Here is a 14460-nt window from a genome sequence, read left to right as displayed (position 1 = left end):
TGGGAGTAAACCTAATCTGAGCAACACAAAAATAGAACTACCCTTGATTTTTACCAGAGGTCTATTTTTAACGGGGGAGGATGTCAACCCTCACTCCCAGACTCAACAGTATGGCCGACTTCGCTGATCCATTGGGCAATTTCTGTGGGGGATGCGGTGGTTTCTACCGTGACGATTTTATTGGCTACATCCACCGATATTTGGGCTGCTGGTTGCTGATTGTTAATCGCTTTAGTAATGGTATTAGCGCAACCTTCACAGGCAATACTAGGCACTTTTAGGGTAATTGTCATTGTTGTAACTCCAGTAACTTTATAGCTAAAAACTAGCATAAATTGTCAGGGTTAGCTAATTTTTTAAGAGTTTATTTACCATTTCAGCACTGCCGCTTCGATCCCCTGTTCCCGACGCAGTTTACTATCTTTTTCTAGCCATTGAATGACCTGTTTATGGGTTAGTTCTTCTAGGGTTACTCCCGTATCTTCGGCGATTATTTTTAGTAAGCGTAGGGAAGAAATCGTTAAACGAGTCAGGAATTTTTCGGGAGAAGTTAAGAGGGCAGCGTCCACATCTGCGGATTCTTCTGGGGTTAAAAATTGTCTGTTTTCGATCATAGTTTTATTTGGTTTCCATCCAATTGTCACCGGCTTTAATTTCTACCAAGAGAGGGATCGTCAAGGAGACAGCTTCTTCCATAGTCGTCTTGATTTTTGACTCTAGGGATGGCCATTCTTCCCTCGGTACTTCCAAGACTAATTCATCATGGACTTGCAGCAGTAATCTCGCTCGATAATTTTGCAGTACCTCGGCCAATTTTACCATCGCTACTTTAATAATATCAGCACTGGAACCCTGAATGGGCGCATTAGCAGCCGATCTTAATAATTGTGCCTCCTCGTTGTTGAGTTTGAGGCTATCTAAATCGATGTCATGTAAGGACAGTCCCCGCAGTCTTTTTAAGAGGGGATTATCGAAGTTAAAATAACGTCTTCTGCCCAAAATTGTTTCCACATATCCCTGAGCGATCGCTTGTTTTTTACTATTCTCTAAATACTCAAATACTTGGGCATAACGTTGATGATATTTTTCAATAAATTTTCTGCCCTGTTCTACGGTTAATTTCGATTCACGGGCGAATTTTTGCGCTCCCATGCCATAAATAACTCCGAAGTTAATTGTTTTTCCTAAACTGCGTTCTTCGGGGGTAATTTCCCCTTTATCAAAGAGCAATTGAGCGGTGACTTTATGAACATCTTGATTACTACGATAGGCTTCTAATAAAACTGGTTCTTGGCTGAGATGAGCGAGAATTCTTAACTCGATTTGTGAGTAGTCCGCTGACACTAATAAGTAACCATCTTCGGGAATAAAAGCTTGACGAATTCGTCTGGAAAATTCACTGCGAATGGGTATATTTTGCAGGTTAGGATTGGAGGATGATAAGCGTCCGGTGCTGGTGATGGTTTGATTAAAATCTGTATGTACTCTTGCGGTTTTTGGTTCGGCTAATTTCGGTAAAGCATCCACATAGGTGGATTTTAATTTGGATAAGGTGCGATGTTCAAGGATATAATCAATCAGGGGATGATCGCCTTGTAGTTTCTCTAAAACACTTTGATCGGTAGAGTAACCTGTTTTAGTTTTTCTGGATTTTTTGCGATTGAGTGCCAATCGATCAAAAAGGATTTCACTTAACTGTTTAGGAGAGCTAAGATTAAAAGTTTCTCCGATGGATTCATAAGCTTTTTTTTCTATGTCTGCCAAGTCTCTTTCTAGTTGCTGGGAAAAGTTTTTTAGATAATTGATATTAATTTTTATACCATAATTTTCCATCTGCCACAGCACCATCACTAAGGGAGATTCTACCTCTGAGAATAATTGATATAAAGAGGGAATTTTAGTTAATTCTGCCTGTAATTTTTCTCGAAGTAAATAGGTAGCGTAGGCATCTAATCCGCAGTAGTTGGCAGTGGTGGTAATATCTAAATCAGCGATAGTTTTTCCCGTAGGAATACCGAGACTTTTATAACTAAGGGAAGTGATACCGTCTAAATAGCGATCGCATAAATCTTCGAGATTATGAGTTAGTTCGGGATGGAGGACATAACTAGCCACCATAGTATCAAAAACTAGACCTTTAACGGTAATTCCTTGATGATAAAAAACATCAATATCAAATTTCGCATTCTGGAAGACTTTCGGATAATTATCACCCGCTAAAATTGGGCGTAATTTTTCGATAACTATCTCTAGATTTAAATTATCACCGCTCTGGTGGCCGATGGGAATATAGGCCAGAGAATTTAATTCTTTTCCCCAACAGCAACCGATCCCGACTAATTTGGCTACACGAGGATTTAAATCCGTGGTTTCGGTGTCCCAAGCGACAGGAAAATGTGGATTAGTGAAAGTTGTTAATTTGGCCAGTAAAGCATCTAACTTAGGAAGAGTATCAATAATTTCCGGAGCAATTAGAACTGGTAGAGAAATAGGGGGTAAATCAAACAGAGACAATTGATTAGAATCAGCATCGCTAGTTAATTCTAGGGTAGGAGTGCCACCTAGATGCTGTTGAATTTGATCGAGTTTCTGGAGAATTTTCTTTAACTCTAATTTTTCCAATAAAGCTTTAACTAAACGCCGATCAAAACCTCGGAGACGAAATTTCTCTTCTTCGAGGCTAACGGGGGCATCAAGGGCAATTTTGGCTAAATAGCGAGAACTTTCGGCGGCGGGTTTTCCCTCTAATAATTTAGTTTTTACCATTCCCTTAATCGATTCCAGATTGGTATATATATCCTCTAAGTTATCGTATTTTTTTAATAAATCTATCGCTGTTTTTTCGCCAATTCCGCGCACCCCGGGTATATTATCAGACTTGTCACCGCAAAGAGCTTTAAAATCTACTACCTGTTTTGGTGTCACCCCTAACTTTTCCGTGACAGCTTGGGAATTAAATTCTGTATAACCCTGGCCAGAGGTACTTTTGACCGCATTAATATCCAGATAGAGAACCGTGGTTTTTTTCTCCTCATCTACCAATTGGAATAAATCTCGATCGCCTGTTAAAATCTTAACAGTATAACCATGATCACCGGCTTGTTTTGCCAAAGTTCCTAAAACATCATCTGCTTCGTAACCGGGGGAAGTCACAATAGGAATATTCATCACTGTCAAGAGACTTTGCAGATTAGTTAAATCGGGGCGAAATTCTTCGGGAGTTTCTTGCCGATTAGCCTTATAATTGACATCAGCTTCATGGCGAAAAGAAGGAGCTGCTAAATCAAAAGCCACTGCTAAATAAGTGGGTTTTTGAGTTTCTAGTAACTGCAGCAGAGAATTTAAAAACCCAAAACAAACACTGGTGGGAATGCCGGTAGAAGTACGCAGAGGACCAGAACGAGACTTAGCAAAGGCATAATAGGCACGAAAAGCCAAAGAATGCCCATCAATCAGGATAAATAACTTATTTTGCTCGCCACTGTTCATAATCTAGTCTCAAATTTGCGTGTTATTTCCATTTTAAGGATTACCGAGCCATTATTCAGCCATTAGCCTGGCATCGGCGATCGCTGATCACTGATCGCTGATAACACCCCGTCAAAAAAAATATTTGCCAAAAAACCAGCGTAAGGGTATTTTGAGAATAATTTTATATGTTTACTTTGCGATTGCATGAGAATCCTAGTTACAGGCGGTGCGGGTTTTATTGGTTCCCATCTAATCGATCGCTTGATGGAACAGGGTCAAGAAGTGATCTGTCTGGATAACTTCTACACGGGGACGCGCAGAAATATCGTTAAATGGCTAGGAAATCCTTATTTTGAGCTAATTCGTCACGATATCACCGAGCCGATCCGTTTAGAAGTCGATCAGATCTATCACCTGGCCTGTCCTGCTTCCCCGATCCACTATCAATATAATCCCGTCAAAACGATTAAAACGAATGTTTTAGGGACTATGTATATGTTGGGGTTAGCTAAAAGGGTAAAAGCGCGATTTTTGCTCGCTTCTACCTCGGAAGTCTACGGCGATCCCGATGTGCATCCGCAAACGGAAGAATATCGAGGTAATGTTAACTGCATTGGACCGCGTTCCTGTTATGACGAAGGTAAACGGGTGGCGGAAACCCTGGCTTTTGAGTATTATCGGGAGCATAAAGTCGATATCCGGGTGGCCCGGATTTTCAACACCTACGGCCCGCGAATGTTGGAAAACGATGGTCGAGTGGTGAGTAATTTCGTCGTGCAAGCTTTGCGCGGTGAACCCTTAACGGTTTATGGTCAAGGTTCCCAAACCCGCAGTTTTTGCTATGTTTCTGACCTGGTGGAAGGGTTAATGCGTTTGATGAATGGGGACTTTATCGGGCCGGTTAATTTAGGCAATCCCGACGAATACACAATTTTGGAATTAGCGCAAGTGATCCAAGGCATGATTAATCCCGAGGCCGAATTGGTCTATAAACCACTGCCGGAAGATGATCCCAAGCAACGACAACCGGATATCACTCGTGCTAAAACCTATCTAGATTGGAGTCCAACTATTCCTCTAAGCCAGGGTTTGAAAATGACGATCGAGGATTTCCGTTCTCGTCTCAGCTAATCCCTAATCAATGAACTTAACTTAATTGTCACTCACTGGAGTAATTATCATGCGTGTTTGTGTTATCGGAACGGGTTATGTGGGTTTAGTCACTGGGGTTTGTCTAGCACATATCGGCCATCATGTCATCTGTATTGACAACAATGAAGAAAAAGTCAAATTGATGAAATCGGGACAATCTCCCATCTATGAACCAGGGTTATCGGAATTAATGCAGTCTTCCGCAGCCTCCGGCAATCTGGAATTCTCCACGGACCTAGAAGCGGGAGTTAAACACGGTGAAATCCTCTTTATCGCTGTTGGTACACCAGCACTACCCACGGGGGAAAGTGACACCCGTTATGTGGAAGCGGTAGCCCGGGGTATTGGGGCCCATCTCAACGGTGGTTATAAAGTAATCGTCAATAAATCTACCGTTCCCATCGGTTCCGGGGATTGGGTACGGATGATCGTCCTCGATGGAGTGGCCGAGAGACAAAAAAATCTCGTGGCCGCTGGCGGCGGTATTAGTACACTAGAACGCATCGAAGCGGAATTCGATGTGGTCAGCAATCCCGAATTTTTACGGGAAGGTTCGGCGGTTTATGATACTTTTAACCCCGATCGCATTGTTTTAGGCAGTAATAACCCGAAAGCCATCGAAATGATGAAGGAATTGTACGCGCCTTTGGTTGAACGCCAATTCGCCGACGATACCTCCTTGCCTCCCGTTCCCGTGGTGGTTACGGATCTCAGTTCGGCGGAAATGATTAAATACGCCGCTAATGCCTTCCTAGCCACCAAAATTAGCTTTATTAACGAAGTAGCTAACATCTGCGATCGCGTCGGGGCCGATGTCACCCAAGTGGCTAAAGGTATCGGTTTAGATTCCCGTATCGGCAGCAAGTTTCTCTCGGCCGGGATCGGTTGGGGGGGTTCCTGTTTCCCCAAAGATGTGTCGGCTTTGGTACATACCGCAGAAGACTACGGTTACGAAACGGAATTACTCAACGCCGCCATCAATGTTAACAAACGTCAACGGACAATTGCGATCGAAAAACTGCAACAGGAATTAAAAATCCTCAAGGGTAAAACCGTCGGTTTGTTGGGATTAACTTTTAAACCCGATACCGATGATATGCGCGATGCTCCGGCTTTAACTATGATCGAACAGTTAAATCGTTTAGGTGCTAAGGTAAAAGCTTACGATCCGATCGTTTCCCAAAGTGGTTTAAGTCACGGTCTAAGTGGTGTGATTATCGAATCGGATCCAGAAAGATTGGCCGATGGTTGTGACGCTTTGGTGGTGGTGACGGAATGGCAAGAATTTCTCCGTCTCGACTACGGCAAAATGGTTAAAACCATGCGCGAACCCGTGTTAATTGATGGTCGCAATTTCCTCGATCCTGCGGTGGTGACAGCAGCCGGTTTCCGTTATCTCGGGATTGGACGTTAATCCCAGGAATCCGCCTTTTCAGCAGGACTGACGCGGGTGGGTAAGGGACAAGAAGCACCAACCCCTTACCCCTGCTCCTAGGGGCGAAAACTGCCCGATTATGCTGGCTGAAAAATGAAAGGCGTTGTCAAATTGAAAGATGCTCCCAATCAGCACCGGAACTGAAATTACTTTGATAGGAAAGATTACATGGCATCTTGACAATTAGTGTTTAATGAACGAATATTGCCGATAGTTGGGCTTAAGTGGGGAACAAGACTTGCCCTGAGCCAAGTCGAAGGGGTCGCTCGATTTAGCAGTGGAATTAGCCCTACAATCGGCGTAGGGCTAATTCATGAATTAGCCCTACAATCGGCGTTGTCAAATTGAAAGATGCTCCCAATCAGCACCGGAGCATTGCATCTTTCCTATTCTGATCTGACAACGCCAAACAAAAACTTCCTAGCTGACCATGGGGTTATTGGCTATAGTTAAATGATGTGAACAGGAGCCACTAGAATCCGGGAGCGATCGGTAGAATTGAATTGAGAAACTAGAAATCAGTTTTAGCAATACATACCTATGGTTAGCTCTGTTCAATACCGCTACACTAACGAACAAGTTAGGGACTGGTTACGGGGATTACTGACAATTGCCTGGTGTGATGGGGATTATAGCGCCAGCGAACAGGAATCGATCGCCCGTTTCGCTCACGAATTAGAGTTAGATGACGACCACGTTCTCTATCAATCGATTAGTCCCGAAGAATTGGCCGCAAGTTTCGGTCATGACCCCAAAATATCAGAAAACTTCCTCCGCACGGCGGTCATGGTAGCGATCGCCGATGGCATTTATTCCCCCGCAGAAGCGGCATTACTGCATAGTTATCGGGATGCTTTCGGGTTAGAAATCGAGGCCCTGTCAGCTTTAGAACATACTGTCTGTGAAATTCCCGAAATTACCACGGAAGCGAATAAATCCGAGTTTATCAGTGCCGAACATCCCCACCCGGATCTGCTGCATCCCCTCAAAGACTGGTTAGATGGGGTAGAAATGCACGATCCGCGCTTGGCCCGGTTTATCTGCAAAATGGTTCCGCCTCAATGTCCTTTTGAACGCGATATCGTGCTTTTTGGCCATAAATTAGTCCATATTCCGCCCCTGTGCAAGTTAAATCCTCTCTACGAGCAATTAGTCGGTTTACGCTTCCGGGCTTTATCATACTTAGCCGATGATTGTCAAGAAGATATTTCTGAGTATATTTAGCCAATTTAACTAAAATTGCGGTTAACATGGTATAAATATCCTGCTGACAGAAAATATCTCAACCTAAGGGCTTTTCCTAGCTAAGGCTGGCTGAATAAATCTAAAAACCTTGTTGGATAAGGCTTTTAGACTTTTTTCCCCTCAAAAAGTGCTGACCATTGGAGTGATCGGGGGTAAAATTCTGGGACTTTTTCCCTGAAAATTAGGTAACTGACTACCTCAAAATCGGTAAAACCCTACACCCCACACCCCACACCCCACACCCTGCCCCCACCAACAAACTTTTTCAGCAGACCCTAGCTAATTCTTCCGTTAAAATTAGGTTAAGTCGCCGTTGACAGAGAAAATATGAGTAAAAACTCCCGACGAGTCGATTTTCCTGATTTACCCGGGCTAAAAAACCTGCGCTCCTATCAATGGCAGTGGCTGGGCAAAGATATCCTCGCCGGTGTCACCGTGGCGGCCTACGCTATTCCCCAGTGTATGGCTTACGGCGACCTGGCTGGGGTCGAGCCGGTGGTGGGATTGTGGACTCTCGTGCCAGCCGCCCTAGTTTACGCCCTTTTCGGCTCCTCATCGCAACTATCCCTCGGACCGGAATCGACCACGGCAGTGATGACAGCGGCAGCGATCGCACCGATGGTGAGCCTTCAAGGGGAAAATTACGGCAGTTTAGCGGCTTTTTTAGCCCTAATGGTCGGTTTAATCTGTTTAGTTGGTTATATCGCCCGCTTGGGATTTCTAGCTAATTTACTCTCCAAACCGATCCTGATCGGTTATATGGCGGGAGTGGCGGTGATCATGATTGCCGGACAACTGGGTAAAATTAGTGGTTTGTCAATCCGTGAAAATACGGTTTTTAAAGAAATTTTAGCTTTTTTTCGGGGAATAAACCAATGGCACTGGCCAACCCTTAGCCTCGCTCTATTGCTGCTACTATTTCTATTTGTCATCCAAAAATATTTTCCCAAAGCACCGGGTCCCTTGCTGGCGGTTTTACTGGGAACCCTCGCCGTCGCCACCCTCCATCTCGATCAAGAGGGGGTGGCAGTAGTGGGGAAAATTAGCAAGACTTTGCCTAATTTTGGCTTACCAACCCTAGATTTTTCCCAATTACTACCCCTAGGAACCGCGGCCGTCGGCATTGCCCTGGTGGGCTATTCCGATAACGTCTTGACCGCTAGAGCCTTTGCCGCACGCCATAACCAAGAAATCGATGCCAATCAAGAATTTTTAGCCCTGGGACTGGGGAATCTGGCGGCGGGTTTTTGTCAGGGATTTCCCATCAGCAGCAGCGCCAGTCGCACCGCGGTGAGCGATTCGGTGGGTAGTAAAAGTCAGCTTTACTCCCTGGTGGTGGCAGTGGTGGTGGTGGCGGTCATTTTCCTGCTCGGTCCGCTACTGGTACTCTTTCCCAAGGCCGCCCTGGGTGCGCTGGTGATTTATGCGGCCTGTAAACTGGTGGATATTGCCGGCGCTAAACGACTCAAACGCTTTCGCAATAGTGAGTTTAATCTCGCTGTCCTGACCATGGTGGGGGTGCTAACCACGGGGATTTTAAGCGGGGTTGCCATCGCCATCGGTCTCTCGGTTATCGATTTATTGGCCCGCATTACCCGACCCGATGATGCCGTCTTGGGTACGGTTCCGGGGGTGATGGGTTTACACGCGCTCCAGGATTGGCCGGAAGCGCAAACAATACCGGGGTTAGTTATCTATCGTTACGATGCCCCCTTATTTTTTGCTAATGCGGCCAACTTTAAACGTCGCGCCCTCAGCGCCATTGCCCGGGAGACAAAACCGGTAGAATGGTTTGTCTTGAATACAGAGGCCCTCGGGGAGTTGGATAGTACAGCCGTGGAGATTCTCGAGGAATTAGCGGCAGAATTATCAAGACGGGGTATAGTTTTTGCCCTCGCTAGGGTTAAACACGATCTGTACTTAGAATTGCAACGCTCCCGCTTGTTAGATAAAATTGGCGAGGAGAGAATTTACTATACTTTGCCAGCAGCGATCGAAGCTTTTAAAAATCGTTAACTGACAGCCAAGCTGAACAACCCCCATTTCTCACCAGTTGAATTGAGAACCTCCCAGCAATTCTCGCCCATAAAAACTAGCTCTCTTACATCAATCAAAAAATTTTCGGCCAATGTGGGGAAAAGAGTGCCAAAATCCCCGTTTTCTGACGACGAGATGAAACCCTACCAAAAAATTCCTATTCGTGAATGTGGGCAACCCTTAGTACCTATACCCGCAGATAAGTTTGTTATCCCTTCTCCCCATGCTTACGAGAAATTAGGGGCTAATTATCGGGGTAAATCTCCCTATTTTTTGCGACAAGGGGTGTTAAATGCCCTGATTGACGCTCAAAACCGTCTGCAAGTCTATCAACCCGGTTGGCAAATTTTGATTTTTGATGCCTATCGACCGGTGGAAGTGCAACAATTTATGGTTGATTATACTTTTCAGACTCTCCTAGACACAAGAGGGTTAGCCAAAGAGAAACTATCGGAGGCAGAAAGTCAAGCGATTTTAACAGAAGTTTACACTATTTGGGCAATTCCCAGCGATAATGCCGCCACCCCGCCTCCCCATAGTACCGGAGCGGCGATCGATATTACCCTAGTGGATGAGAAGGGACAAGCCATCCAGATGGGAGGAGAAATCGATGAGATCAGTGAGCGATCGCATCCCGACCATTATATCGCCGCAAAAAGCCCACGAGAACAGAGTTATCATCAAAAACGAGTTTTATTAGCTAAAGTGATGGAGGAGGCGGGATTTAGCCGACATAAGGGGGAATGGTGGCATTTTTCCCTAGGCGATCAGATGTGGGCCTGGTCCCTCGAGCGAGCCTACGCTATCTATGGCAGAGTGGAGGATGAAGTAGGGTTGGCGGCAAAAAGGTTCTCGGGGGGGCACAAAGGGGGGGGGAGATTCAGCTAATCTAAGGATAGGCGTTTAAGATGCGTCTTAGCTAAGATAGCTGTTGGGGGTAAACTCAAAGCGACTGGTCTATATCAATACTGATATACTAACAAAAGAAGACTCAAAGCTTATACCGACCCCTGAGCGATGATCGCCAAAATTTGATTAACAAAAGCTTGGTGATCAATCACCGGTTTAGAAATATAACCATCGGCCCGACTCTGCTTAAGAAAATTCTCTCGATCGCCCTCCATAGCGTGAGCAGTGATGAGAATAACGGGTAAATCGGCGGTTTCGGGGTTAGATTTGAGTATTTGGCTGATTTTAATGCCATCCACCGCTTTCCCTTCATAGACACTATGGGAGAGGGAGACATCCATTAAAATCACGTCCGCTTTCTTGTCCCTGGCAATACGAAGCACTTCTTCCACATCTTCGGTCCCTTTAACCTCTAGACCACCTCGTTTGGTCAAAATTTTGGCAAAAACGCGAAAATTAATCGGGTCGTCTTCTACAATCAAAACAGTCGTCATAGGGATGCTCAGGGATAAACAAGGTCAAAACGGGCAAAATGCCTTATGATTCACAGCTAGACAGATTGAAAACGAGAGACTCATGGCCAAACAACTGGATTTCTTAGCTAGTGGTCAAATTATACCCACGGCCTTACACCAAGAGATGGAACGCTCCTATCTAGAATATGCCATGAGTGTGATCGTGGGGCGAGCGTTGCCGGATGTACGGGATGGCTTAAAACCAGTCCATCGTCGCATATTATACGCTATGCACGAACTGGGTTTAACTCCCGATCGCCCTTTTCGCAAATGTGCGCGGGTGGTGGGGGATGTCTTGGGTAAATATCATCCCCACGGCGATCAGTCAGTGTACGAAGCACTGGTTCGTATGGTACAGGATTTTTCCAGTCGTTACCCACTTTTATCGGGCCATGGTAACTTTGGTTCGATCGATAACGACCCCCCAGCGGCCATGCGTTACACAGAAACCCGTTTGGCTGGCATCGGTGATCAGGCGGTTTTAGGGGGAATTAGCGAAGCTATCGTTAATTTTAGCAGTAATTTTGATAATTCTCAACAGGAACCGGTTGTTTTACCCGCTCAGTTACCGATACTGATTCTTAATGGTTGTTCTGGTATTGCGGTGGGAATGGCGACTAATATTCCCCCCCATAATTTAGGGGAAGTGGTGGAAGGTTTAATCGCTTTGATTGATAATCCCGATTTAAGCGAGGAAAAGTTAGTAGAAATTATCCCCGGTCCCGATTTTCCCACGGGAGGCGAGATTTTAGATGATACCGGCATTCGCGAGGCTTATCGCACTGGTAGGGGGATTATTCCCGTGCGCGGAGTGGCAAAAACTGAAACAATTATCATTGAGGGCAAGCGCCGAAGGGAAAGGACGGCAATTGTGGTTACTGAGTTGCCTTTTCAGGTGAATAAGGCGGCATGGATTGAAAAAATCGCCGAATTAGTCAATTTAGGGAAATTGGAGGGAATTGCCGATATCCGCGATGAAAGCAATCGCGAAGGCATTCGGGTGGTGATTGAATTAAAGCGGGAAAGTCAACCGCAGCAGGTTTTGGCGGCTTTATACCAACAAACAGCCCTACAGACTAATTTCGGGGCGATTATCCTCGCTTTGGTCGATAATCAACCCCGACAGTTATCTTTAAAACAAGTTTTACAGGAATTCTTGCGCTTTCGAGAAACAACTCTCACCCGTCAGTATGGCGATGAGTTGCAACAGGCCAGCGATCGCTTACACCTAGTCGAGGGTTTATTATTAGCTTTGCAGAATATCGATCGAGTGGTGGATATTCTCAAAAATGCCCCCGATGGGACGACGGCTAAGTATCGTTTTCAGGCAGAATTGGGCATTAGTGACCCTCAAGCTGATTCTATCTTGGCTATGCCTCTGCGTCGTTTAACTGGTTTGGAAAGACAAAAGTTAGAGACGGAAGCGACGGAATTACAAACAAAAATTCAACAGCTGGAAACTCTCCTCCATAACCGTCAGGAGTTTCTCAAGTCTCTGAAAAAAGAATTGCGCTCTTTAAAGAAAAAATTCGCCGATAGCAGACGGACAAAAATTCGCCCTGGGAAGTCGGGGGACAGGAGACAGGAGACAGCAGGGAAGAAACAGGATTCTGTGGTTAAAAAACAGGAGACAGTCCCGATGAAAAAATTTTCACCCCCACAGATGAAAGAGGTTTCCTTCCCCACACCCCACACCCCACACCCCACACCCCACACCCCACACCCCACACCCCACACCCCACACCCCACACCCCACACCCCACACCCCACACCCTCTTTGAAGGCAGAAGTTAAAAAACAGGAGAATAAAGTTAAGAAAAAGTCTGAGAGTGAGAATGCACCAAGTTTAAGCCTATTTACGCCCCAAGAACCCCCAGAAAATGCGATTCTATTGCTTGATGCCGAAGATAAAATTAGTTGGACGACACCGGAAGAGCGAGCGCCGGACCGGGGTTTAATTATCTATCAACAGGCGATCGAAAAACGGGAAAATTTCCTAGTTATCCTCGATAATGCCAAAGCTTACCCGATTGCTACCCGGGAAGTCCCCCCGCAAGCGAATCAACCAGTGTTAATCTCCAGTCTGCTGACCAAAACCGCCCAAAAAGAGTCAGAAGCCGTGTTAAATCAATTTTTCTTGACAGAACCTCAAAAAAATCAAGAATTGCTTTTACTGAGTCAACAGGGGCGAATAAAGCGGCTTCCCATCGATGAATTAGAGGGGGTTGGTAGTCGGGGTTTGTCCCTGATGAAATTGAAAGAAGACGATCGCCTATATGCTGCTATTTTTACTCACGAGGGCCTGGACTTAGCGATCGCCACCAGTAGCGGTCGGGTGTTGCGTTATCCCGTGCGCGAGGAATTATTGCCAATGATGGGTAAATCTGCCCAAGGTTTGGCAATTTTGCGATTGCGCTACGGGGAACATCTAGCCGGCTGTGTTTCTCTCCCTCATCGGGAAAATCTGCTGCTGATTTCGGGATTGGGTTACGCGAAAAGACTGGCGATCGAGAATTTACGGCTATCACAATTAGGCGATCTTGGTTCACCTGCTTTACAATTCGTCAACAAACAGGATAGTTTGGCGGCCATGGTAGCGGCGCGGGCGGGGAGTATAGTGTTATTAAGTACCAATCAGAAGCGAAAACTACCCTTAGAGGTAGAAACTGTGACGGTTACGGGTAAAGACGGCACAGGTTCACAATTGGTGAAACTCAACCCCGCAGAAAAAATTATCAAAGCACAATTGTTACATCGTCTCTAACAATGGCGAAAAAACTGAAAAATGTTGCCCGTAAACACCGGCATGGGCAAAGATGGTTAAAACTAACTCTGATTCTGGTTTTTGGGTTTATTATCCTTAATTTGGCGATTAATTTAGCCATCCGCTGGCCAATTAATCAACAAAAACCCGTTGATGCCATCTTACTGTTGGGGGGCAGCATTCGTCGAGAAATTTATGTAGCCAATCTAGCCCAGCAATACCCCAATATACCGATTTTGATTTCCCAGGGCTCGCAAGACCCCTGTATTTTCTTACTATTTGAACGGGCAAAAGCACCAAAAACTAATGTCTGGTTAGAAAACTGTGCCGATTCTACCTTCGACAATTTTTTCTTTGCTGTGCCAATTTTAAAACAATGGCGAGTACATAAAGTCAAAGTTGTCACCTCTACTACTCATTTACCCCGGGCTAAATGGTTAGCAGAAATTCACTTGCAATCCCACGGTATAGCAGTAGAACTCGATGCAGTCCGAGAAATTGGTATCCCGGGTAATCACGAATCAAAGCTAAAAACTGGGTTAGATGTGACTAGAAGTATAATTTGGGCTTTTGTGGGACAATTAATCTCTCCCCCCTGTGGGCAAGTTATTCCCTTAAATTCCGTTGATTTAGAAACTTGGCAGCATGAAGGTTTTCAATGTGAATATCAAGGCAAGATCTGGTAAACAATCTTGGTAGTGATTTTCTTACTATCCCCCTACCACTCCCTCGATCCTTCCTTGTCCTCCTTGGTTTTTTTATCACAATATTAAGAAGGGTTCTACTCATAATCTCAAGGGGTGACAAAGGGGTTCAAAGGTAATCAAGATAAAGACTCTAGCCAAATGAACCCAAAAGAAATAGAGTGGTTGAGACAACCACCCAAAATTTCAATATGTTACCATCATTCTATCAGGCCTGTTTACAAGCCA

The 14460-nt window shown here is 45.2% G+C and carries 11 protein-coding genes; 7 read left to right on the top strand and 4 right to left on the bottom strand.

Features of this window, described 5'->3' with window-relative positions; all coding sequences use genetic code 11:
* Window positions 1–83 precede the first annotated feature (83 nt).
* The 3 genes from O9334_RS04435 to polA are packed head-to-tail and all read right to left on the bottom strand — an operon-like array spanning window position 84 to window position 3489.
* Window positions 84–332, bottom strand: a complete 249-nt coding sequence (locus O9334_RS04435) for a heavy-metal-associated domain-containing protein (protein WP_287999569.1) — start codon at window positions 330–332, stop codon at window positions 84–86.
* Between the two features lie 36 nt (window positions 333–368).
* Window positions 369–614 carry an NDH complex assembly factor CRR9 gene (locus O9334_RS04430; RefSeq protein ID WP_002736270.1) on the bottom strand — a complete coding sequence of 82 codons (246 nt, stop codon included), beginning with the start codon at window positions 612–614 and terminating at the stop codon, window positions 369–371.
* 4 nt (window positions 615–618) lie between these two features.
* Window positions 619–3489, bottom strand: a complete 2871-nt coding sequence (gene polA / locus O9334_RS04425; protein ID WP_287999567.1) for a DNA polymerase I — start codon at window positions 3487–3489, stop codon at window positions 619–621.
* 186 nt (window positions 3490–3675) lie between these two features.
* Here polA and O9334_RS04420 point away from each other — a divergent pair, with 186 nt between their 5' ends.
* The 5 genes from O9334_RS04420 (at window position 3676) to O9334_RS04400 (ending at window position 10228) form a co-directional block, all read left to right on the top strand.
* Window positions 3676–4602: a UDP-glucuronic acid decarboxylase family protein gene (locus tag O9334_RS04420; protein WP_045360814.1), complete on the top strand. Its 927-nt coding sequence runs from the start codon at window positions 3676–3678 to the stop codon at window positions 4600–4602.
* 49 nt (window positions 4603–4651) lie between these two features.
* A complete protein-coding gene (locus tag O9334_RS04415; RefSeq protein ID WP_190380880.1) occupies window positions 4652–6037 on the top strand; it encodes a UDP-glucose dehydrogenase family protein in 1386 nt (461 codons plus the stop codon).
* A 561-nt stretch (window positions 6038–6598) separates the two neighbouring features.
* Window positions 6599–7282: a Mo-dependent nitrogenase C-terminal domain-containing protein gene (locus O9334_RS04410; protein ID WP_287999565.1), complete on the top strand. Its 684-nt coding sequence runs from the start codon at window positions 6599–6601 to the stop codon at window positions 7280–7282.
* Window positions 7283–7630: 348 nt separating this feature from the next.
* Complete coding sequence (locus tag O9334_RS04405; protein ID WP_190381805.1) at window positions 7631–9319, top strand: SulP family inorganic anion transporter; 1689 nt, start codon at window positions 7631–7633, stop codon at window positions 9317–9319.
* A gap of 156 nt (window positions 9320–9475) precedes the next feature.
* Window positions 9476–10228 carry a M15 family metallopeptidase gene (locus O9334_RS04400; protein ID WP_287999594.1) on the top strand — a complete coding sequence of 251 codons (753 nt, stop codon included), beginning with the start codon at window positions 9476–9478 and terminating at the stop codon, window positions 10226–10228.
* A gap of 110 nt (window positions 10229–10338) precedes the next feature.
* On the opposite strand, the gene O9334_RS04395 is transcribed toward O9334_RS04400, so the two are convergent.
* Complete coding sequence (locus tag O9334_RS04395) at window positions 10339–10743, bottom strand: response regulator (protein WP_287999563.1); 405 nt, start codon at window positions 10741–10743, stop codon at window positions 10339–10341.
* A gap of 82 nt (window positions 10744–10825) precedes the next feature.
* Here O9334_RS04395 and O9334_RS04390 point away from each other — a divergent pair, with 82 nt between their 5' ends.
* Both O9334_RS04390 and O9334_RS04385 read left to right on the top strand, forming a co-directional pair.
* Window positions 10826–13528, top strand: coding sequence for a DNA gyrase/topoisomerase IV subunit A (locus O9334_RS04390; protein ID WP_287999561.1), 2703 nt, complete (start codon window positions 10826–10828; stop codon window positions 13526–13528).
* Between the two features lie 2 nt (window positions 13529–13530).
* A complete protein-coding gene (locus O9334_RS04385; protein WP_190381880.1) occupies window positions 13531–14214 on the top strand; it encodes a YdcF family protein in 684 nt (227 codons plus the stop codon).
* Window positions 14215–14460 lie beyond the last annotated feature (246 nt).

The organism is Microcystis sp. LE19-8.1F, assembly GCF_027531715.1.
Lineage (GTDB): Bacteria > Cyanobacteriota > Cyanobacteriia > Cyanobacteriales > Microcystaceae > Microcystis > Microcystis wesenbergii_A.
The sequence above is the reverse complement of the archived record's forward strand: the minus strand, read 5'-3'. Positions and strand labels throughout refer to the sequence as shown.